Annotated in this window: 21 protein-coding genes; 10 read left to right on the forward strand and 11 right to left on the reverse strand. The window is 69.1% G+C overall.

Annotated features, from left to right (window positions below; all coding sequences use genetic code 11):
• Positions 1–12: 12 nt before the first annotated feature.
• Positions 13–1,182, forward strand: a complete 1,170-nt coding sequence (locus tag ACFWIW_RS29375) for a S8 family serine peptidase (RefSeq protein WP_378371458.1) — start codon at positions 13–15, stop codon at positions 1,180–1,182.
• A 64-nt stretch (positions 1,183–1,246) separates the two neighbouring features.
• Here the strand turns inward: ACFWIW_RS29375 and ACFWIW_RS29380 are convergent, their stop codons facing one another.
• From ACFWIW_RS29380 to ACFWIW_RS29405, 6 genes are all read right to left on the reverse strand, one after another.
• Complete coding sequence (locus ACFWIW_RS29380) at positions 1,247–1,624, reverse strand: hypothetical protein (RefSeq protein WP_378371459.1); 378 nt, start codon at positions 1,622–1,624, stop codon at positions 1,247–1,249.
• 10 nt (positions 1,625–1,634) lie between these two features.
• Positions 1,635–2,981 (reverse strand): alpha/beta hydrolase, encoded by a 1,347-nt coding sequence (locus ACFWIW_RS29385; RefSeq protein WP_378371460.1) that lies wholly within the window; start codon positions 2,979–2,981, stop codon positions 1,635–1,637.
• 29 nt (positions 2,982–3,010) lie between these two features.
• Positions 3,011–4,312 (reverse strand): WXG100 family type VII secretion target, encoded by a 1,302-nt coding sequence (locus tag ACFWIW_RS29390; RefSeq protein WP_378371461.1) that lies wholly within the window; start codon positions 4,310–4,312, stop codon positions 3,011–3,013.
• On the reverse strand, positions 4,309–4,713 hold the full coding sequence (locus ACFWIW_RS29395; RefSeq protein ID WP_378371462.1) for a hypothetical protein: 405 nt from the start codon (positions 4,711–4,713) through the stop codon (positions 4,309–4,311). The genes ACFWIW_RS29390 and ACFWIW_RS29395 overlap by 4 nt, the downstream gene beginning before the upstream one ends.
• A gap of 111 nt (positions 4,714–4,824) precedes the next feature.
• A complete protein-coding gene (locus tag ACFWIW_RS29400; RefSeq protein WP_005155348.1) occupies positions 4,825–5,127 on the reverse strand; it encodes a hypothetical protein in 303 nt (100 codons plus the stop codon).
• A 21-nt stretch (positions 5,128–5,148) separates the two neighbouring features.
• A complete protein-coding gene (locus ACFWIW_RS29405; RefSeq protein ID WP_076153289.1) occupies positions 5,149–5,490 on the reverse strand; it encodes a WXG100 family type VII secretion target in 342 nt (113 codons plus the stop codon).
• Between the two features lie 230 nt (positions 5,491–5,720).
• Between ACFWIW_RS29405 and ACFWIW_RS29410 the strand changes: the two genes are divergently transcribed.
• Positions 5,721–6,674 carry a hypothetical protein gene (locus ACFWIW_RS29410; protein ID WP_378371484.1) on the forward strand — a complete coding sequence of 318 codons (954 nt, stop codon included), beginning with the start codon at positions 5,721–5,723 and terminating at the stop codon, positions 6,672–6,674.
• A gap of 46 nt (positions 6,675–6,720) precedes the next feature.
• Here the strand turns inward: ACFWIW_RS29410 and ACFWIW_RS29415 are convergent, their stop codons facing one another.
• The gene (locus ACFWIW_RS29415; protein ID WP_378371463.1) at positions 6,721–7,419 is read right to left on the reverse strand and encodes a S1 family peptidase; all 699 of its coding nucleotides are present in this window, start codon (positions 7,417–7,419) and stop codon (positions 6,721–6,723) included.
• Positions 7,420–7,596: 177 nt separating this feature from the next.
• Here ACFWIW_RS29415 and cpt point away from each other — a divergent pair, with 177 nt between their 5' ends.
• Entirely contained in the window at positions 7,597–8,124 is a 528-nt protein-coding gene (cpt, locus tag ACFWIW_RS29420) for a chloramphenicol phosphotransferase CPT (RefSeq protein WP_378371464.1), read from the forward strand.
• On the opposite strand, the gene ACFWIW_RS29425 is transcribed toward cpt, so the two are convergent.
• Positions 8,111–8,512: a neocarzinostatin apoprotein domain-containing protein gene (locus ACFWIW_RS29425; RefSeq protein WP_378371465.1), complete on the reverse strand. Its 402-nt coding sequence runs from the start codon at positions 8,510–8,512 to the stop codon at positions 8,111–8,113. The genes cpt and ACFWIW_RS29425 overlap by 14 nt on opposite strands.
• Before the next feature lie 191 nt (positions 8,513–8,703).
• Between ACFWIW_RS29425 and ACFWIW_RS29430 the strand changes: the two genes are divergently transcribed.
• Positions 8,704–9,480, forward strand: a complete 777-nt coding sequence (locus ACFWIW_RS29430; protein ID WP_378371466.1) for a hypothetical protein — start codon at positions 8,704–8,706, stop codon at positions 9,478–9,480.
• Between the two features lie 407 nt (positions 9,481–9,887).
• Here ACFWIW_RS29430 and ACFWIW_RS29435 read toward each other — a convergent pair whose 3' ends face one another.
• From ACFWIW_RS29435 to eccCa, 3 genes are all read right to left on the reverse strand, one after another.
• Positions 9,888–10,928, reverse strand: a complete 1,041-nt coding sequence (locus tag ACFWIW_RS29435) for a DUF222 domain-containing protein (RefSeq protein ID WP_378371485.1) — start codon at positions 10,926–10,928, stop codon at positions 9,888–9,890.
• Between the two features lie 152 nt (positions 10,929–11,080).
• Positions 11,081–11,554 carry a hypothetical protein gene (locus ACFWIW_RS29440; protein ID WP_378371467.1) on the reverse strand — a complete coding sequence of 158 codons (474 nt, stop codon included), beginning with the start codon at positions 11,552–11,554 and terminating at the stop codon, positions 11,081–11,083.
• The gene (gene eccCa / locus ACFWIW_RS29445; RefSeq protein WP_378371468.1) at positions 11,530–15,471 is read right to left on the reverse strand and encodes a type VII secretion protein EccCa; all 3,942 of its coding nucleotides are present in this window, start codon (positions 15,469–15,471) and stop codon (positions 11,530–11,532) included. Before eccCa ends, ACFWIW_RS29440 begins: the two co-directional genes overlap by 25 nt.
• 152 nt (positions 15,472–15,623) lie before the next feature.
• Between eccCa and ACFWIW_RS29450 the strand changes: the two genes are divergently transcribed.
• The 6 genes from ACFWIW_RS29450 to eccD are packed head-to-tail and all read left to right on the forward strand — an operon-like array spanning position 15,624 to position 21,050.
• Positions 15,624–16,403, forward strand: coding sequence for a WXG100 family type VII secretion target (locus ACFWIW_RS29450; RefSeq protein ID WP_378371469.1), 780 nt, complete (start codon positions 15,624–15,626; stop codon positions 16,401–16,403).
• A gap of 21 nt (positions 16,404–16,424) precedes the next feature.
• Positions 16,425–17,459 carry a hypothetical protein gene (locus ACFWIW_RS29455; RefSeq protein ID WP_378371470.1) on the forward strand — a complete coding sequence of 345 codons (1,035 nt, stop codon included), beginning with the start codon at positions 16,425–16,427 and terminating at the stop codon, positions 17,457–17,459.
• Between the two features lie 18 nt (positions 17,460–17,477).
• Positions 17,478–18,827, forward strand: a complete 1,350-nt coding sequence (locus ACFWIW_RS29460; RefSeq protein WP_378371471.1) for a WXG100 family type VII secretion target — start codon at positions 17,478–17,480, stop codon at positions 18,825–18,827.
• Positions 18,828–18,832: 5 nt separating this feature from the next.
• Positions 18,833–19,351 carry a hypothetical protein gene (locus tag ACFWIW_RS29465; protein WP_378371472.1) on the forward strand — a complete coding sequence of 173 codons (519 nt, stop codon included), beginning with the start codon at positions 18,833–18,835 and terminating at the stop codon, positions 19,349–19,351.
• A complete protein-coding gene (locus tag ACFWIW_RS29470; protein WP_016336001.1) occupies positions 19,348–19,677 on the forward strand; it encodes a YbaB/EbfC family nucleoid-associated protein in 330 nt (109 codons plus the stop codon). Before ACFWIW_RS29465 ends, ACFWIW_RS29470 begins: the two co-directional genes overlap by 4 nt.
• On the forward strand, positions 19,674–21,050 hold the full coding sequence (eccD, locus tag ACFWIW_RS29475) for a type VII secretion integral membrane protein EccD (protein ID WP_378371473.1): 1,377 nt from the start codon (positions 19,674–19,676) through the stop codon (positions 21,048–21,050). The genes ACFWIW_RS29470 and eccD overlap by 4 nt, the downstream gene beginning before the upstream one ends.
• The last annotated feature ends 145 nt before the right edge of the window (positions 21,051–21,195 follow it).

A 21,195-nucleotide genomic window follows, 5' to 3' on the forward strand; every position in this document is an offset into this window, starting at 1 on the left:
GATTCTGGAGGAATGGTGGGCTTTGCCGGTAAAAGTGCCGTCGCGGGATGCGTCGGTTTCGTGGCACTGCTCGGCACCCCCGTCCCGTCGACGGCGGTCGCCGAGCAGTGCGCGAACCCGACGGGCACCTACACCGCGGCCGTCCCGTGGGGACAGCGGCTGATCGATCCCGTGCGGCTCTGGCCGCTGTCCCGCGGCGAGGGCCAGCTGGTCGCGGTGATCGGCACCGGCGTCGACGGCGGCAACGGCCAGTTCGCGCCGGGGCAGCTGCTCGGCGGACAGGGCACCGAGGCCGAGGACTGCGACGGCCGGGGCACTATCGCGGCCGGGATCGTCGGCGCGCAACCGGATCCGTCCACGACCTTCACCGGGATCGCGCCCGGCGCCAAGATCCTGCCGATCCGCTACACCCAGGTGAACGGCGGTGGTGATCCCGGGCAGCTCGCGGGCGCCATCGAAACCGCGCTGAACCGCGGCGCCGGGATCATCCTGGTCGCCGTCCCGGCCGCCTCCGACAGCCCCGCGCTGACCGGCGCCGTCTCGCGTGCCAAGGAGAAGGGCGCGCTGATCGTCTCGCCCGCCGCGGGGACCCAGCAGGGCCAGACGTCGTACCCGACGGCCACGCCCGGAGTGCTCGCCGTGGGCTCGACCAACCAGGCAGGCGAGGCCGTGCAGACGGAATCCGGTTCGTACGTGGGGATTTCCGCGCCCGGCGCCGAATTGGTCAGCACGTCCGCCGGTGCGGGCGGGACGGTGGCGCACCGGTGGCCGGTGAGCGACCCGAGCCTGGCCGCCGCGCATGTCGCCGGTGTCGCCGCGCTCGTGCGCGCGTATCACCCCGAACTGTCGCCGGAGCAGGTCGTCGCGCGGCTGACGCTGACCGCGCACCGTGGTCCGAGTGGTGGCCACGATCCCCGCCGGGGCTGGGGCGCGATCGACGCGTACGCCGCCGTTTCCGCCTCGATCCCGGCCGGTACGCCCGGCCCGGGAGGACCGCCGAGCGTCGGTCCGGACACCTTCGTCGTCCCCGCGGCCGCCCCGGCTCCCACCAAAGCCGACAAGGTCTCCGGTGTGCTCGCCATCGCCGGGGTGGCGCTCGCCGTCGCGGCGGGCGTGGTGGTGGCCGCGGTCCGGCGGGGCAAGCGCCGGGGCTGGAAACCTTCGCGATTCCGCGCCTCGTGAGCGGCAGCGGTGTACTGGGGGACACCGCCACCGCCCACGAGGTCTTTCGCGACCCCCTGGGGTTTTAGGGGACGGATACGCAGGCCGTCGAGCCCACGATGGCCACGCCGTCGCCGGCGCGGGAGACGTGCACGTTGAAGTCGGCGCCGTCGCGGCTGAACTGTGCGATCAGCTCGCGCGGGTTGCTGCGGTCGCGCCACCGCCAGCCCTGGCTCTCCAGCATGGGCAGGACGTCGTCGACGAGTTTGCGGATCGAGTCGGTCGCGTCGTCCACGCGGAGGCCGTACTGCCAGCAGAGCGACCGGCCCGGCTGAGTGGGGTCGCAGTCCAGTTCGCCTTCCACGGTGCGCTCCGCGCTGGTTCCGAAGGTGCCCGCGACACCGTCGATGACCGCCGTGAGGTCCTCGGCCAGCGGGTCGAGTCCGGTGTGCCTCGTGATCATGAACAGTCCCTCACAAGCCTCGTCCGACGCCTTCGATGACCATCTCGCGCAGCGAGCCGCCGGTGAAGCCCTCGTGCGTGACCGCGCCGCCCGTGATCACACCGTAGATGTTGTTCCACGAATCGGAACCCGGTTTGAGCACACCGCTGTGGGAATCGAAACCCCACTGCAGATCGCCGTTCGCGTCGCGGCCGGTTTCCAGTTCGACGACGCCGGGGAAGCGGTCGGGGTCCGCTCCGTGCCCGGCGCCGAGCCATTCGACGAGGCCCGCGTTGCCCTGCGCGATCACGATCGGGTCGAAGGGCGCCGTCATGGAGTACCGCTGCACACCGGCCTGGCTGGCCGGGAGGTCGCTCGGGCTCCAGATCCCGTGTCCCATACCCGCGGACTCGACGTGCAGCACCTGATCGGCCCTGAGCCCGAGCTGCTCGGCGAGCCCGACGGTCGCGCCGCCGTAGCTGTGCCCGACGGCGGTGACCACGACACCTGGTCCGGCGTGGCTGTCGATCTGGCCGCGCAGTTCGTCTCCGAACGCCTTGAGATCGGGCGCCATCGTCTGCGCGTAGTGCGCGGCCGGGCCTTCGGTGACGACGTTCTGCGGGAAGACCCCGTCGGCCCAGACCACCATCGCGGTGCGTCCGGTGGCGTCCGCGGCGACCAGGCTCTTGCCGAGGTCGGCGTAGCTCTGGAAGTTGTCGAACGAGGTGTTGACGCCGGGGACGAACAAGCCGACGTTGCGCGTGCCCGGCTCGATGCGGCCGACCAGTTCGACGATGCGCCCGTTTCCGGACGGGTCGAACCGCAGGATCTGCCGGTCGTTGGCGAGGATGTCCTCGTACAGCGCGATCCGGGTGCGCGCGCTCGCGATGTCGTCGGCTTTTCCGCCCTGTGCCAGGAGGTTCGCGAGCCGCTCGCGTTCGGCGGTCAGCGCGTCGGCGACCTTCGTGCGGTTCTCGGCGATCGCGGTGGCCCACGAACCGGTGTCGGCCGCACCGCCGACGCCGGACGGATTCCCGGCCTTGGGCAACGGGTTCTCCGGCATCAGCGACCGGTACGAGGCGGCGACCTGGACGTCGGCGCGCCGGTAGCCGCCACCCGCGGCCGTCAGGCCCTGGTGGATCACCGTCGCCTTGGTGATCTGGCCGTCGAGTTTGCCCGCGACGTCTTTGATCGTCTTGGTGTACGTGGCCGAAGCCGCGCTGGAAGCCGAAACCTGGCCGAACGCGGTCGCGGGGACGCTCTCACCCGCCAGCGCGGTCTGCGCGGTCTTGAGCACGCCCGCGCGCTGTTCGAGTTCGGCCGCCGCCGCTTCGAGCCTGGCGGGGGCGACCCGGTAACCGCCCGCACTGGATGCCATCACCGAGCCGCCTCTCCTGGTCGGGAAGATCAGTACTGTTCGGGTTCTTCGCCGAGCACGGCGGGAGCGACCGGGGACGACTGGCCCCAGACGTTCTCGGTTTCCACGAGCCACGGCGGGATCCGCCGTCCGGAGCCCAGGTCGCCGCCCGCGCCCATGCCCATCGGCATCATGGGCATCATCGGCATCGCGCCCTTGGCCGCCGCCGCGCCCGCGGCACCGGCCGCTCCGCCCGCCAGGCCGCTCATCGCGCTGCCCGAGCCGCCGTCGCCCGCCAGGCCGGAGAACGCCGCTGGGGCTTCGCCGGGGCCGGAGAACCCGCCACCGCCTGCGCCGATCGCGCCACCGTCCAGCGACGGCGCTCCGCCACCGCCGATCGGGATGCCGCCACCGGAGCCGCCCGCGGTCGCGCCCGCCGCCCCGGCGCCGCCGCCGGCGGGCTCGCCGTTCTTGTCCTTGTCGTTCTTGCCGTTCGCCCACGCGGGCACCCGCGGCATGATCGAGCCGAACCGGCCGAACGCGGCGGCCGAAGCCGCGGCGAGACCGGCGGTGAACATGTCGCCGAACAACGGGTTCGACTTGGGCGGCTGGCCGGGCTGCCCGGTGGTGGGCGGCGTGGAGCCGTCCGAGGGCAACGGATGCGTGTTGTCGCCCGGAACGACGCCGACACCCGGCGTCCCGCCGATGTCGTTGCCGACCGAGCCGCCGGGGGTCGTGCCGCCACCGGTGACCGGAGGCGGGGCGACGGCGTTCGGCGAGGCCGGAATCGACTGCTCGGCCGTGGAGTACTCGCCCGCGAGCTGGGTCATCACCACGATCGCCTTGCTGTGCGCCGCGCTGGCCGCGCTCGCGGCCTGCTGCTGCGCCTCGACGTTCGCGATGGCCTGCTGGCGTTGCTGGGCGGCGTTGATGATCGTCGCCTGCGACGAATCCGGCGGCAGGAGCGGCGGATTGACGGCGAGCGCGAGATCGGCGGGGGAGACGTCCGGTACCGCGACCGGCGGCGGCATCTCCTTCTTGGCCTTCACGAGCGCGTCGGCCGCGTCTTCGAGGAGATGGTTCATCGCGTTCGCGGTCTGGGCGACCTTGCGGATCCCGCCGACGAGGTCGGTGATCATCGTGTGGTACTTGTCGGCCGCTCCGCCGGTCCAGCTGGTGGAGAAGTCCTTCAGCTCGCCGGTGAGGTTCTCGGCCTGCTCGAACAGCCCGGAGCCGGTGGATTGCCATTTGTGGGCCGCGTGGCGTGCCGTGTTGGGGTCGCCCGCCTGCAGCATCGCGTAGAGCTGCTGGTGCGAATACGCGGCGAAGTTCGTGTGCGCGGTGTCGGTCATCCCTTGTTCCCCCCGCCGTTCGAGCCGCTGTTACCGCCCAGCACGCCTCCGAGGACGTTGAGCAGCGGATCGAGCAGCCCGGTCTGCTGGCTCGAGTGGTGCATGTCGCCCGCCACCGAATCGTCGGCCGCCGCGTACCCGTCGGCGACGGTGGTCGTGACGTCCTGGGCGAACGTGATCGCGCCCTTGACCTGATCCAGCAGGCCCTGCATCTCGGCGACGGCCGCCTGGTGCGCCTTGTTGAGTGAACCCGCTTCCCCGAACTCGCCGAACAGCAGCGGCTGTTCGCTCAGGGTCAGCAGGAAGTCGTTCGGCTTGGACATCGCGTGGATCTGGGTCTCCAGTTCCCGCACGAAGTCCTTCAGTGATTCCAGATGGACGTAGTACGAGTGGTCTTGCATTGATCCCGGCTCTCTCGTGAACGGCCACGCCGACAAGGGGGACGACAACACGCGAAGCCGGCCGGCCGGTGCCGAGGGGGGTGAAAGCACCGGCCGGCCGACGGATGGGGATCAGCCGGCGAACAGGCCCTGGTTGCGGTTCTCCAGGCTGTGCTGGAGATCGTGGGCGTCGCCGACCTTGCCACCGAACTGCGCGATGATCGCCACGATGTCCGCGGTGGCCTGGCGCAGGCGGGTTTCAGACGCACGGGCGGCCTCACCGGCGGAGCTGCCGGAGGCGTACCAGGTCTGGGTGATCGGCTGCAGGTTGGTGTGCAGCTGTTCGAGCTGTGAGGTGAGCGCCTTGGCCTTGGCGGCCAGCGAGGCCGAGCTGTGCTGCAGCGCGGCGAAGTTGATTTCGACGACGTCAGCCATGATTGGTGGTCCTCTCGCGGATCAGGGGTTCAGCCGGTGGATCACGGTCTGGTCGACGACTCCGCTGACCCCGGTGAGGCTTTCCCGGACCTGCTCGTCACCCGAGTTGTAGTTCCGGTTGCTCTCGTGCACGAGGCGCGACATCGTGTTGAGCTCGTTCACCGCGATGGTCATCTTCTCCTGCAGGCGGCGCTGCAGGTCCCAGAACGCGACCGCCTGGTCACCCTTGTAGTTGTGCAGGGTCTGGGTCAGCTCGCTCTCCAAGCTGGCCATCGTGGTCTTGGCGTTCGACGCGGTTTCCTCGAACCCCTGGACGGCGCGCGCCATCGCAGCTGCGTCTGCCTGATATCCCGTACCGGTCATTGATGGGCCACCTCCTCTCATCTCGCTGGAAATCCCGGTGAGCACCAGGGGACGCCCTGTCTGCTCTTGTGAAGGACACGCTAGAAAAGAGGGGAGTGCGGTCAAACGGCACAACTGCCGGTCGCGGTGACGGCACTATTACCCACAGGTCGGCGGTAGGGCTTTCCCCACCCTCGATCAGGGGGAGTGCTCCAGTGTCCGGATCGGAGCTTCCCGGCACCCTCGAATCCATGGTGGACAAGGGATCCAGGACAGTACTCCATCGCCCGCTGATGATCTTGGCGGCGGCGATGGCGGTACTCGGCGTGATCGCGCTCGGTGGCCTGGTCTTCGACGATCGCAGCCTCGTCAACGCGCCCATTTGGCTCAAACCGCTCAAGTTCACGATTTCCGTCGGGCTCTACGCGGTGACGCTGGCCTGGCTGATCGGGCAGCTGACCCGCGGCAAACGGCTCGGCTGGTGGCTCGGGACGGTGTTCGCGGTCGGCCTCGGCATGGACATGGCGCTGCTGTTCTGGCAGATCGCCGTCCGCGGGCGGACGCTGCACTTCAACCGGGAGACCCCGGTCGACCAGTGGATCAACAACATGGTCGCGAACGGCGCCTTCACCGGCTGGGGAGCGACGGCGGCCATCGCGATTCTCCTGCTGTTCCAACGTCTTCCCGACCGGGCGATGAATTCCGCGTTGCGCGCGGGTGCCGCGTTGTCGGTCGCCGGGATCGGGATCGCGCTGCTGATGTTCGGGCCGAACGAGCAGCAGAAGGCCCAGTTCCGTGCCGGCGAACGGCCGTCGATCGTCGGCGCCCACGCGGTCGGTGTGCCCGACGGCGGCCCGGGGCTGCCGGTGCTGGGGTGGAGCACGGTGGGCGGGGATATGCGGATCCCGCACTTCTTCGGGATCCACGCGATCCAGGTGCTGCCGCTCGTCGCTTTCGGGCTGCTCAAACTCGCCAGGCGGTACCCGGTGCTCGAATCGGAGTTCGTCCGGCGGAACCTGGTGCGGACCGCTTCGGTGGGCTTCGCGGGGCTGCTCGTGCTGCTCACTTGGCAGGCTCAGCGAGGACAGTCCATCGTGCACCCGGATTTCTGGACGCTGGTCGCGGGTGCGGGAATCATCGCCGTCGTGGCCGCGGGTTCGGCGGTTTCGCTTCGGACTTCGCGGCCGATGCATCAATTGACGTGAGCGTCGGCGAAAAGGGACCGTTCGGGGTGAACGGTCCCTTTTCGGGTCAGACTCCCGCGGTGGTGCGGATCCAGTCGCGGCTCGCCGCGACACTGGCGTAGTTCTGGGTGCCCTGCGGGTTCGTGCCGGAGTTGCTGCCGGTCGAGCAGACGCCGACCTGGACGCCGTTCGAAAGCTGCGGGCCGCCGGAGTCGCCGTGCCAGGCGGAACCGTTGATGCCGACGCTGGCGATGGCCTGGCCGCCGTACGCGTCACTGCTGGTGCCCGTGATGCGGACGTCGGCCGTCTTCAAGACGCTCGAGGGCGGGTTGTTGCCTTGCGTGCGTCCCCAGCCGTAGATCTGGTTCGTGGTGCCGTTGGCCGGATTCGCGGTGCCGAGCTTCATGTACGTCGTGCTGACCGCGGTCGTGAGGTGCAGCAGGGCGATGTCGCCGCGCGGGGCGGCCTTCTGCTGGTCGACGTCGGCCTCGGTGCCCTGGTTCAGGTTGACGTTTCCGACCTTGACGTGCATTCCGGGCTTGTTGAGGCAGTGTTTCGCGGTGAGGACCCACTGCGGCGCGATGATCGTGCCGGAGCAGTTGAAGCCGCCGAACGCGGTGGCGTCGTCCCAGTAGATCTGGGCGCCCCACGGCGCGGAACTCACGGTGCCGCCGCCGATGATGTCCTGGCCCGCGTTCGCGGCGGGGGTGGCGGCAAGGGTCAGCGCCGCGGCGGCACCCGCCACCGTTGCGACGATTTTGGACATATGCATGAATACGCCCTTCGGCCTGTGTCGGGGAATCCGTTCCGAGTCGAAACGGTTTCACCAAGTTAGGCGGCGGTAAGGGTTTTTGTAACCTACCGAAGTCGGTAACATTGGGGCGTCCGTTGTATCCGTTTTGCTGGAAAAGTGTTTTTTCGATTCCGGCCTTAAGGTGTCTTTGTGGCGACCAAGGTGATCGTGTTGAACGGCGGCTCCAGTTCCGGCAAGTGGGGGATCGCCCGGTGCCTGCAAGCGGTGCTGCCGGATTCTTGGCTCACCCTCGGCGTGGACACCTTGATCGGCGCCATGCCCGCCGCGGTCGACGAGGGGATCGACTTCGCCGGGGACGGCGGGGTGAGTGTCGGATCCGGTTTCCGGCGGCTCGAGGACGCGTGGATGGCGGGTGTCGCGGCGATGGCCCGGGCGGGGGCCAGGGTGATCATCGACGACGTTTTCCTGGGTGGCGCCGCATCGCAGCAGCGGTGGCGCGACGCGTTGGACGGCCTCGAGGTGCTGTGGGTCGGCGTCCGGTGTGACGGTGTCGTGGCCGCCGGGCGGGAGACGGCGCGTGGGGACCGGGTCGCGGGAATGGCGGAGGCACAGGCCGAGCTCGTGCACCAGGGCGTGGTCTACGACATCGAGGTGGACACGAGGGTGAACGAGGCGCTGGCCTGCGCCAGGGAGATCGCCGCCGCTACCGGAAAGTGAGCTGCACCTTGACCAGTTCGCCGCCCGTGGAGAAATCGCTGCCGACGACCGAACAGCCCCCGCTCAACGTCTTGCAATCATAAGCGCGGTCGTCGAACGACATATGCCGGTAGACCGTGGCGGTGGTCGAAATGGTGCCGTTGGCGTCCGCTGTCGGATATCCGATGATGTAACAACTGCCGTCCGCGGTGGGGCATTCGAGCAGCAGGATCTGACGGTTGGCGTCGAGGCCACTGGCGGAGACGGTCACGGTCTGCTCGGCGGCGAGATCGGCCGACGGTGACACGGACATCGTCCAGGCCCGCGTCTGAGCCGCCGCCGTGGCGGACGAGCCGCCGAGAACGACGACGGCGATCGCGGCTGCGACCGCACAACTCGAAGATTTCATAATTCCCCCTCGTGTCTGATTCGCTTTCCCAGCCTGCCGTCGTTAGGTCGGAGACGTCAACCTCTTCGATTCGTTATCACGCGCGTCACAATCGAGTGCGTGGGATTTCTGAGGCGGATGACAAGCACGCGGGCATCGATTGCCTTGTGCGAACGGCGCCGGGTACGGTTCGGTCCGCTACCTCGATTCCGTTGGCTGTGAAGGATTTGAGCCCTATGTCTCTGGCGAATCGACGCGCCTTCCGGCTGCTCGCCGCCGGCGTGGTGCTCTCGCTGGGAGCCTTTTCGCTGAGCTCGGCTTCCGCCGCCCAAGGTGAGCTCGACGCTCCGCGTGCGGACGCGCCTGCCATGGCCGCGGGTTTGAAAGCGTCGTATTTCGTGCGGAATACCGTCTCGCGCATTGCGAAACTGGGCTCTCAACTGGCCACCGGTGAAGGACGTTTCGACGGCACTGTCGACTCGGTGAAGGAAACCCTGACGGGGTCGATCACCCTGCCGCCCACTGTGAACGCGTATTTCGTGGCTTTTCGCTTCATGCCGGTGACGAGCACGGTCAGCCTGGTCTCCGAGGGTGACCAGCACGGGGTGCTGGTGAAGAACCCCGGCGACGCCGGTGTGGTGGCCCCCAGGGTTTTCCCGGACGGCAAGAAGTACCTGTCGGTGATCATCGACCTGACGCTCAATCTCGGGCTTCGGCTGAGCGACACCAAGGTCGACGGCAAGGTGCTCGATCTGGGGCCCAACTGCAAGACGGCGGGCCCGTTGACGATCAAGGTCAGAGGACTGACCGGGCTGCAGGACACGGCGCCACCGACAGTGCTCACGAGCAGCTTCGAGATCCCGCCGTTCACGGGATGCGGGGTGCGGGAGGATCTGGACAAGCTGCTGACCGGGATGATTTCGGGGCCTGGCAACGAGATGAGCACCACCATCGCCGTGCGGTGCATCAGTACTTGCCCTGAGGGGTAGCCGAGCGCTTCGGTGCGTGGTCGCCGGTCACTTCCTTCGGCCCCAGGGTTCCCAATGTCGCATTCGGGACGCTGACTGTCTCAAATGCGACATTGGGAACCCAGGGCTCGAACCTCGCAGACATCAGTTCGGCCGCTGAACGGGCACCGGCTCGGGGCTTGGCCGCGGTGCTGGTGTCGCGGTACGGCCCGGCAGACCGATCGCCTGCGGGCTGCTGTGGCGGCCGGGGTGGGCGCCCGATGCGTATCCGGGGTGGCCGCCAGGGACGTGCTTGTTCTCCGCGCGTTCTCCGGTGTCGCCGCCTGGTTCGTTTCCGTGCCAGCGGAACCCGTCCACATCATGGCTCCCACCCCAGGAGACGGGCTTTGGGCGCGCCAGTCTCACCACCCGGCGGGTGTCCGGGCCGGTTAGAAGGGTGGGGTGTTGTCGTCCTCCGGTTGGGGGCGTGGGTCGTGGAGTGGTTCGGGGCCAGTTGTGTAGGTGCGGCCGGTGGGGGTGGTGATGGTGGTGCCGCCGTTGGCGGTGGGTTCTGTGTGCCAGCCGGGTTCTTCTTTGAGCATGTTGTGGATTTTGCAGGCGGCGTGGCAGTTGTGGTGGTCGGTGTGGCCGTGTCGGGCCCAGGTGGTGGTGTGGTCGATTTCGGAGAGTTCGGCGGGGCGGTGGCAGCCGGGGTGGGTGCATTCGCGGTCGCGGGCTTTGATGAGGCGGGCCAGTGAGGTAGGGGGCCGGTAGGTGCCTGGGCCGGCTTCGAGGAGTTGCCCGGTGGTGGGGTCGGTGATCAGCCGGGACCAGGTCGAGCCGGGATCGACGGCGATCTCCCGGGCAAGCCAGCCCGGGATGGGTCCGTAACCGGCCAGCGTCGCCGGGTCCTCACGGGCACCGGTCAGGGTCAGCAAGTCGACATAGACATGGACATGCGCGCGTGGTGTGCCGTGGCCGTCTTCGGCGAGGAGCCGTTCGGCGAAGATGTCCGCACGGTGCTGATCCAAGGTGCGGGACTTGTCGGCTTTGCGGCGGGTTTGGGCGGCGCGGACTAGTGAGGCGTAGATCGACCCGGCCACTTCGGAAGGCAGGAAACCGGTGAGAGTGGACATGGTGTCGTCCTCGTGTGTCAACGAGATATGCCGTGCCGCGCGTTTTTTCGCAGCCCGTTCCCGATAGCCGTCGGGGTCGAACTTCTGCACGGCGTAACTCACCGATTTGCCGATCGCCCCCGGATCTCGCTCGGCGAGCCGTCCGGCCATGAAACCGTCCACCAGCGCGGCGACCCCGTCGGACACCTCACGTGTCAGGCGGCTGACCTTCGACGCCTTGTGCAGGTCGATGTCACCCCGCTCCAACGCCATCAACGTGTTCGGCAACCGGCGAACCAGCGCACAAGCGGTCTCCACCAACAGGAAAGCGTGATTGCGAGAGACCGAGAAGGCCAGAGCGACCTCCTCGGTCACCGATCTTCGCGAGCCGCCCACCGCGGCGAACCCGGCTAGGGAACGCACCTGCCGCCCTTGTGCGCGGCGAAGCAGAATCTCCTCGTCGTGGGCGGCGTCGAGAAAATGAGCGGCTTTCGGATTGAAAGCAAGTGATTGGGTCATGACCATGATCATACTCGAACGTGAGTTCGATCACCACTGAATCGGTGTCGAGTGAGAAAGAAACCCAAAGAAGGGAACAGACAACTAGTTTCGCGCGAGTCGGCGCAGGCAAGTGCGGCCGCGCCGGCTGATGCGGGATGCTCGGCCCCGAACATCCCGGGCCGACCGGAAGCCTGAAAGTCCATGCCGTCCAGTAGCTCGGCGGCGGTCTTGACGAGGGCGTGATGGTCTGTGCCGCACGCCGCTACGGCATGTTCAACGTCGGCCTTGACCTGGCTCACCGCGAACTCACCGATCCCGGACACCGGCGGATCGGCAGGGCTGGCGACGTCGCGCCTGATCATCGCCTGCCCAAGGAAGGCGAGGCCCGCCACCCGTTCCCCACCGAACGCGGCAGGCAGCTCCAGACGATGCTCGACCCCGCCCCGGACCACGCCGACGCGTTGCGACCAGACGCTCAGTCCTCCACCGGCTTCGTCCAAGCCACCTGAACCAACCCGGTCCCATGCCGCCGCGACACCAGCACCCCTCGCCCGGCAGGCTGCGGTCCCGGCTTCACATCCCCGAGCAGGGCGCCTTCGTCCCGCGAGCCGGACATCACGAGGCCGGGCGAACCCAGCTCCCGGATCCGTTGCAGCACGGGTTCGAACAGGGACCGCCCGGCGCCGCCGCTGCCGCGCGCGATGACGAGGTGGAGCCCGATGTCCCGTGCCTGCGGCAGGAATTCCAGCAGTGGCTGCAACGGGTTCCGGCCCACGGTCGCGACCATCTCGTAGTCGTCGACGAGGACGAACAGCTCCGGTCCCCGCCACCAAGACCGGTTCCGCAGCTGCTCCGGCGTGACGTCCGGGCCGGGCAGCCGGTTCCGCATCGCCTGCTGGCATTGGTCGATCAGCCCGCTCAGCACGGTTTCCGAACCCGCGTAGCCGAGCAGATGGGAATCCGGCACCGCGCCCAGCATCCCTCGCCGATAATCGGCGACGACGATCGCAGCTTCTTCCGGGGAGTACTTCGACACGATGCCGTGCGCGATCGCGCGCAGGAGTGAGCTCTTGCCGGATTCCACGTCGCCGAACGCCAGGAAATGCGGTTCGGTGGCGAAGTCGAGGTGCACCGGCCGCAGATTCGATTCCGCGATGCCGAGCGTGATCTGCTTGCGCGGCCCGGCTTCCAACGAGTCGAGCGGGACCTCCGGCGGCAGCAGCCGCACGGACGGTGCCGCCGCGCCGTTCCAGGCCGCCGAAATCCGGCGATTCAGATCGAGACCGCCGGCGCCGACGGTGTCCGGCCGCTGGTCCGAGTCGATTCGCGGGAGGGCCGCGAGGAAGTGCAGTTTGTCCGCGGTCAGCCCTCGGCCCGGCCGGTCCGCCGGGACGTTCTGCGCGATCTTGCGGTCGATCAGAGAGTCCGCCGGCTCACCGAGCCGCAGTTCGAACTTGGTGCCGATCGCGTCCCGCAACGGCGCCCGCATGCCCATCCATTGGTTGATCGACACGACGACGTGGATGCCGAAGCCGAGCCCGCGCGAGGCCAGGCTGGTGATCTGTTCCTCCAGCTGCTCGTATTCCTGGCGGATCGTGGTCCAGTTGTCCACGAACAGGAAGACGTCGCCGAATTCGCGCCCGTCGGTGCTCTCCTGGTACTCCGAACGCCGCTGGCGGAACGTCGTGATCGACTCGATCCCGTTGGCGGAGAAGAACTCCTCACGCTGTTCGAGCAGCGTCGTCAGTTCCGCCACCACCCGGCGGCATCGCTGGGCGTCGCGCCGGGTCGCGTAGCCGGACACGTGGGGCAGCCCGGCGATCGGCGCCAGCGCGCCACCACCCATGTCCAGTACGAACAGTTGGACCTCTTCCGGCGTGTGCGTCAGCGCGAGCATCGCGGCGATGTCGCGCATCAGCGTGCTCTTGCCGCTCTGCGGCGCCCCGACGATGAGCGCGTGCCCGGCGGCACCGGAGAAATCGGCCCACAGCATGTCGCGCTGCTGCTCGAAGGGCTTGTCCACCAACGCGACCGGGATCATCAGCTTGCCGTTGCCGCCCCAGCCCAGCGGGCACAAGCCGCGTGCGGGGTCTTCGCCGAGCGGCGGCAGCAGCTGGTCCAAGGTGGGCGGTTCGGCCAGCGGCGGAAGCCAGATCTGGTGCGCTTCCGGGCCTTTGCCTTCGATCCGCGAGATCATCGCGCCGATGATCGTCTCGCCGGTGCCCTTTTCGACCGGCTCCTCGGCTTCGACGGTCACCGGGATTTCGACCGGGGCCAGCGTGAACGGCATCAGGCCGAGACTCTGGCCGTCCTTGCGCACGATCTTGCTGCGCGGCGGCAGTTCCCCCGAGACGTACGCGGCCTTGAGCCGGATGAGGGTGTCGTTGTCGGACTTCAGATACGCCGAACCCGGCACGGGCGGCAGCTGGTACGCGTCCGCGACGCCGAGCACCGCGCGGCTCTCCGACGCGGAGAACGTCCGAAGACCGATCCGGTACGAGAGATGCGAGTCCAGCCCGCGCAGCCGCCCTTCCTCCAGCCGCTGCGAGGCCAGCAGCAGGTGGATGCCGAGGCTCCGGCCCAGCCGTCCGATCGCGACGAACAGGTCGATGAACTCCGGCCGCGACGACAGCAGCTCGCTGAATTCGTCGATGATCACCAGCAGCGACGGCAACGGCCGCAGGTTGGCGCCCGATTCCCTGGCCTTTTCGTAATCCCGCACGGACGCGTAGTTCCCTGCCGCGTGCAGGAGTTCCTGACGCCGCAACAGTTCGCCGTTCAGCGCGTCCGCCATGCGGTCGACCAGCGCGAGATCGTCGGACAGGTTGGTGATCACGGCGCAGGTGTGCGGCAGGCCGGTCATCCCCGCGAACGTCGCGCCGCCCTTGAAGTCGATCAGCGCGAGGTTGAGCTTCTCCGACGAATGCGTGACGGCGAGCGCGGTGACCAGCGTCCGCAGCAACTCGCTCTTGCCGGAGCCGGTCGCGCCGATGACGAGCCCGTGCGGCCCCATCCCGCCTTCGGCCGATTCCTTCAGGTCGAGTTCGACCGGCCTGCCCTCGGGGTTCACGCCCAGCGGGATCCGCAGCCGGTCCCGCGCCGAACGCGGTGCCCAGGTGACCGCGGTGTCGGTGTCGCGCGGGTCGCCGATGCCGAGCAGCCCCGCCAGCCCGAACGTCGCCGACATCGGTGCCTCGCTGACCACGGCCGCCCCCTGGAACAGCGGCGTCAGCATCCGGGACAGCGCCTCGGCGGCCCCGCGGTCCAAGGTGTCCGGCTTTCCGAGGAAACCGAGCCGCTGCTCCGTCCCGTCGCCGACGACCATCCCGAGCTGATCGGGGCTCATGTGCAGGCTCAGCAGCCGTTCCGACGAGACCGAACGCGGCTGCTCGGTGCCGATCTCCACCACGGTGACGCCGAGCCTGCCCTCTTCGGCGACGAGCCGGGTGTCGCCGTGGACGTGCCCGCCGTCGACGATCACGACGACGTGGGGCAGGTCGAGGCGGGCGTCCGGCCGCCGGGTGAACGCGGGCCGGTCACCGAGGTCGGGGCCGAGGAGGTCGGCGAGCTTCCCGGAGTCGGCGTCGACGAGCCGTCGCGGGCCTGCCGCGTCGGCGGCGGTCGAGGCGACGTGCGGCAGCCACTTCGCCCATTCCCAGTCGTGCAGCCGGTCGTTCTTGACGCATAACGCGATCCGCAGGTCACCGGGCGAGTGGAAGGTCGCGAGCTGGGTCAGCAGTGCCCGCGCGGTCCCGAGGGTGTCCGGGCGGCGGCCGGACAGCACGACCTGCGCGAACGACCGCAGCGAGATCGCGACCGGGAGCCCGTCCACCGTCGAGTAGGTGCGGATGAAGTGCTTGAGGTTCGTCGAGCACACCGGGTCGAGGTCTTCCAGCGGCACGGTCTGCGGCGCCTTCAACGGGGTCGCCAGCCGCTGCGGTCCCGTCCCGACGCGCACCTGCCCGAACTGCGGATCGGACTTGCGGCGATCCCACAGCTTCCCCGTCTCGATGTACGCCCACAGATCCGCCGGGTCGGGCTGCAACGCCGCCATCGCCGCGCGCTGATTGTCCGCGATCTCGCGGACCTGGCCGCGCAAACCGGTCAGATACCGCTGGTAGTCCCGGCGTTCCTCGTTGATCTGCGCCTTCTTCTGCGCGCCGCCGCGCCCCAGCGACATCACCACCATGCCCACCATCGCGGTGAGGAACAACGCGCCGAAGATGTACGTCATCACCCCGCCGTCGCGTCCGATGTAGACGAACGACATGGCGCCCATGCCCAGCATCATCGGCATGAACATCAGCAGCTGCATGGCTCCACCGGAGGAGCCCTTCGGCAGCATGGGCGGGGACTGCAGGACGATCTCACCGGGCTGCTCGCCCAGGGCCGGCAGGCGGTCGCGAGTGGCGCTCATCAGGGTCTTTCTGGCCGCTTGTGGGTAATCCTGCCGATCATTCTGGCCACTCGTGCCGCCCTTGCGGTGGGTACTTTTGCCGTCCGCTCACGTCTGGTGGCGAACTTACGCTGCTGGTCACGCAGACGTGGGGGAACGAGAAAAGGAGAGCCATGGTCGGCACGGGCGAGTACCGGGCGGAGCCCGAGGCCATGCGCTCGGCGGTCGGGAACCTGGGCGGCATCATCATGCAGGGCATCAACGTCGTCGCCGACCTCGAACGCACCGTCCTTCAGCCGATGTCGTTCGCCACCTTCGGCAGCGCGGTGGCGGCGGCCAACACGGCGATGCAGAGCCAGCAGGTGGTCGCGGTCCGCACCCTGCTGCAGCTGCTGCAGCAGATCAACGGCTTCATCAAGAGCAGCGCCGACGCCTACCAGGCCGCCGACGAGGCGGTCGCCGGCGGATACGGGGGCCGCCCCGGCGGCGGTGCCGGGCCGGCGACTTCGTCGATCTGGGGGAACTCGCACGCTTCCGAGCTGGCGACGCTGGCCATCAACGACAGCGCCGGCGGCGACGGCGAGCCGTCTTCGGTCGGCAACGTGCTGCGCTACTTGCAGGACGCTCGCCTGGGACAGCTCGGCGACCACCCGATCACCGACACCCGGTTCCACGGCGTCTCGGATTTCAACGACTGGCTGGCCGGCGACGCCGACAACCAGGCGCGGGCCGGGGTCATCGAGGTCTACGCCGGTACGGCCCGCAACTTCGGCGACGTGCCGGGCGGGGTGCACAGCGGCGACGTCGTCGTGGTCGAACCGCTCCTGTTCTCCGACAGCAAGCCGATCATCGCCATCGCCGGAGAAGGCGGGCTGCTCTACAACCACGGAATCGTCGAAGCGGACATCAACGGCCTGGCGAAGGTCAGCGTCTACCGCCCGGCTTCCGTCTGACTTCCGGCCTGAGGAGCGACCATGCTGACCTACCCCAATTCCAGCGCGATGGACGCCACGGCGTCCTCGGGCGGGCCGATCACCATCCTGCCGCAGATCCTCACCGGCCAGCCGGAGCAGATCGCGAAGCACGTGATCGAAGTGCTCAAGAAGGCCAACGAGTTCCTCACCATGTACAACGAGGTGACGAAGGCCGCCGAGCAGCTCGGCAAGATCTGGTCCGGCGGCGCGTCGGATTCCGCGCTGAAGAAGATCACCGACTCCCTGAACTCGCTGACCAAGATCATCCAGGTCGTGCAGAAGGGCGCCGAACTGCTCGGCATCGCGGGAACGCTGATCAAGACCGCGCAGACCGCCTACAAAGCGGTGGTCTCGGCGGTGAACCCGACGGTCGCGGGCCTGATGTCGAATCCGTGGACCTACGGCGCCGCGGTCGCGCTTTCCACCGCCACCAGTGCTTCGCTGCGCGCGTTCATCACCGCGATCGGCGCGCTGCTGAAGGCGCTCGGCGTGGTCGACCTCGCCAACCAGATCACCCAGATCGCCACCATCATCGGCGAGGTCCAGAAACTGTTCGGGCACAACGACGCCGGGGACAACGGCGCGGCGGGCAACTCGGCGGTCTCCGGCACCCCGGTCACCAGCCCGCAGGCGCCGGGTTCGGTCGCGAGCGGTTCGGGACAGGCCGCGATCGGCGGTTCCGGTGGCGGCGCGGGCGGTGGCTCGACGCCGGGCGAGACGCCGCCGTTCACCCAGTACCGGCCGCCCGCGCTGGGCGGCAACGGATCCCAGGGCAACTGGCCCGGCGGCGCCGACGCCTGGATCCCGGTGGACAGACCCTCGGGCGGTGGCGCGGGCGCCGGAGGCACATATCCGGGGGCGGGCAACGGCAACACGGTCACCATCACCACCGACCTGAGCACCGGCAAGTCGACCGTGCAGGCGCCGGGTGGTCAGGACATCGATATCGACATCGACATGAACTACGGCGGGAAGCACTTCGAGCAGCACATCGACATCGACGCAGGCGCGGATTCACCGGCGAAGGGCAGGTAAACCGTGTGGGGGAGCGGTGTGGTCGACGCTTCGGGCGTCGTCGGCTCGATCCTGTCGAATTACCGGCGGCTCGTGGTCGAGTACCAGCGGCGGGTCACCGGTGATCCTTCGGCGCTGACCGCGGCCGGTCAGCGGTGCGGCGACCGGGCGTCGACGGTTTCCGGCCGGGCGGACGAGATCGGCAAGGCGTCGAAGGCGCTCAACGCGTCTTGGGAAGGTGACGCCTACACGGCGTTCTCCGCCTCCGCCACGAAACTGTGCCAGGAACTCGGCGAGCTCGGCGCGAAACTGAGCGACCAGTCGAACCGGCTCCGTGCGGGTGCGCAGGCCCTGCAGGGCGCGAAGTCCTGTGTGGACTCGATCCTCGCTCAGTTCGACCAGTACACCGCGCAGCTCACCAGCCAGGCGCGGACGGCGAACGCGAACGCGGTCGACGCCTTCATCTCCGCCGCGCGCCGGCTCGGCGAACAGGCCGTGCGGGCGGCGCAGGAGATCGCCGACGAGCTGAGCGAGGAACTCGCGCGGCTGTTCCCGCCGGAGGGCACGGGCCGGATCGAGCACGAACTCGGCAAATGGGGCCGCGGCCCGTTGTACTGGCTCAACGGTGAAGCGCTCGACGGCCGCAAGCGCCCGCGTTCGCATCCTTCGTGGTTCGGCAATTCCGGCTGGAAGAAGCTCACCTGGGACGGTCTCGAAGGCACGCGCGCCCCGCGTGCGGGCGACACCCCGTTCGGCAGGCCGAAGCCGGAGAGCCTTGGCGAAAAGGCCTGGGGCAACACGGAGATCACCTACGCCAAGTGGAAACAGGAGCAGGACGGCTTCACCCCGGGGTGGGACGCCAAGATCTCCACGCAGGGCTGGGATTTCAAGGCGTCCGGGCACGCCGAATTGGCCGCCTTCAAGGAAGAGCTCGAAGGCAAGAAGGAATGGGGCGTCGCTTCGGCCGGTGCCAAGGGGACCGCGTTCGTCGGCGGTGAGGTGAACGGATCGCTGCAGGCGGGCGCGCACGGTGTCGGCGTGCACGCGAACGCCTTCGTGGGCGGCAAGATCGAAGGCGAGCTCGCGGCGGACGTGGCGGGTGTCGGCGTCGGCGCGAGCGGCACCCTCCAATATGGACTCGGCGCGCAGCTCGACGGCCAGGCCGTCTACGACGCCGGGCATATCAAGGTCAATTTCAAGGCGGGTGTCGCGCTCGGCCTCGGTGCCGGGATCGGCGCGAAGATCGACATCGACCTGCCGAAGATCGCGGACACCGTCGGCGAATACGGCGGCGCGGCCGTCGACGCGGTGAGCGGCGCGGCGGGCCAGGCGGCGGACGCCGTCGGCGAGGCGTGGGACGACGCGATCTCCTACGTGGGCACGTGGTGACGGGGATGAACGAAGCGATGACGCAGGACCGGGTCTCCCTTCCGCTCGGCTTCGACGTCCCCGACGGCTGGGTGCCGGTCGAGCCGTCGTCCGTCGGCGCCGAGGGCGCGGTCTTCGTGGCGGTGCACCGCGGGACCGACGCGGAGTTCACCCCGAACATCACCCTGAGCGTCGGGCAGCGTCCGGACCAGGCGCAGATCACCGACATCGCCGATGAGGCCGTCGAACGCCTCGGCCGGTCCATGGCCGCGCTCGAAGTGGTGCGGCGCAAGGTGATCGGCACCGGGATCGCGCCGGGGGTGACGCAGGTGCTGCGGATCCGCACCGGCGAAGGACAGGATCTCGTCCAGACGCAGGTGCTGCTGACCGTGCCGGGGGCGAGCCCCGCGGAGCGGCTGGTCCTCGAGATCGCCTGCACCGCGACGCCCGAGGCGGCCCGCGGCCTCGGCGAAGACTTCCGGCGGTTCGTGGGCAGCGTCCACGTCCGGCGGGGTACCACCGCAGATGAAGGAGAAGACTCGTGACCACCGACCCCTACGCCATGCCGGACATGGACGAGTTGCTGGACCAGGTCCGCAAGCAGACCGAAGAGGTGCAGCGCATCCAGCGTTCGGTCGAGGCGATGGAGGTCAAGGCGCACTCCCGGCAGAACGAGGTCACCGTCGTGCTGCGCGGAGACGGCCGGTTCACCTCGATCGACATCGACCCGCGCGCGGTGCGCCAGTACGACGCGCGCAACCTCTCGGAGATCGTGCTGGAGGCGGTCAACAACGGGCTGCAGAAACTGGCCGAGGCCAGCAGCGCCAAATTCGCCCCGGTCATCGAGTCCGCCAAGTCGATCGAAGCATGACGGCCGCGATCGCGGGCTCCACCCGGCGCGTCACGGTGGTGACACCGCGGGCGCGCGTCGACGTGGCGCTGCCGCAGCAGAGCACGTTCGCCGAACTCGTCCCGCAGCTCGTGCGGCTCGCGGGTGCTTCGGGGCAGGCGTCGGCCGAGCATCCCGGCTGGGTGCTGTCGCGGCTCGGCGGCGCTCCGCTCGCGCTCGGGCTCACGGTCGCCGCGGCGCAGGTGCGCGACGGTGAGGTCCTCCATCTGACCCCGCGGGAACGCCCGCGGGGTCCGCTGCTGTTCGACGACGTCGTCGACTCGATCGCCAGCGTCGCCGAGGCGGGCACCGGCCGCTGGGGACCGTCGGTGGCGCGCAAGGCCGGCATCGTCGCGTCCGTGGTGCTGCTGCTCGCCGGTGGGCTGCTGGTGCAGGCGGCGGCGTCCGGGAGCGTGCTCGCGCCGATCGGGACCGGGCTGCTCGCGCTCGTCCTGGTACTGGGCGGCGGGGCGCTGAGCCGCGCGTACGGCGACGCGGAGGCCGGTGCGGCCGGCGCCCTCGCCGGGGTCGGCGCCGCTCTGCTGGCCGGGATGTCGATCCTGCCGCCGCATCCGCTGTTCTCCCTGTCGGCCGGACCGCTCGCCGCCGGGTTCGCCGTGGTGACCGTGTACGGCGTGATCGCGGCCGTTTCGGTGGCGGACCGGCTGCCGTGGTTCGTCGCGGTCACCGTCGCGGCCGGGCTCGGCGCGATCACCACCGCCGTGGTCCTGCTGGCCGACGTCCGCCCGGTTTCGGCGGCCGCCGTGGTCGCCGTCGTCGCGACGGCACTGGCCGCGGTGGCGCCGATGATGGCGCTGCGCCTCGGCAGGCTGCCGCTGCCGCGGGTGCCCGACGACATGGACGCGTTCCGTGCCGATGAGAACCCTTCGCTCGGCGAGGACATGGTGGGCGGCACGACCTACGCGCAGGCGCTGCTGACCGGGCTGCTCGTCGCGCTCGGACTCGTCGTGGTGTCGGCGTCGGTGGTCCTCTCGACTTCCGGCGGGGCCTGGGAAGCGGGCCTGAGCGCGCTGCTGGGGCTTGCGCTGATGCTGCGCTCGCGCGCGTTCGCCGGCCGTTCGCAGCGGGTGGTGCTCATCGGTTTCGGCGCGGCGGCCTTGGCGGCGGCCGGTTTCTGGCTCGCCGCGGATGGTCCGCGCTCGTTCGTCTTCGCCGCCGGTTGTGCCGTCGTCGTCGCGGCGGGCGTCTGTCTCACCTACGCGACGCGGGTCGCGAAGGGACGGCGTTCTCCTTACTGGGCAAGGACTCTCGATATCGTCGAGTTCCTGGTGCTGCTGTCGCTGATCCCGTTCGTCGGCATGATCGCGGGCGTCTACGAGGCCGTGCGAGGCTGATCTCTTCCCGCATTCAGAGGACGAAATGCGGCGTAATAGCAAAGGCGGCGTGTTGGGGGATCAACAATAGGGCACTTGTATTGTTAGGTAATTTGGTTTGGAACAAGGGCCCCCCGGCGGGCCGGGCCGCAAGCGCTCGAGCCGC

Origin of the sequence: Amycolatopsis sp. NPDC058340 (assembly GCF_042723975.1) — a bacterium.
In the GTDB taxonomy this organism is placed as follows: domain Bacteria; phylum Actinomycetota; class Actinomycetes; order Mycobacteriales; family Pseudonocardiaceae; genus Amycolatopsis.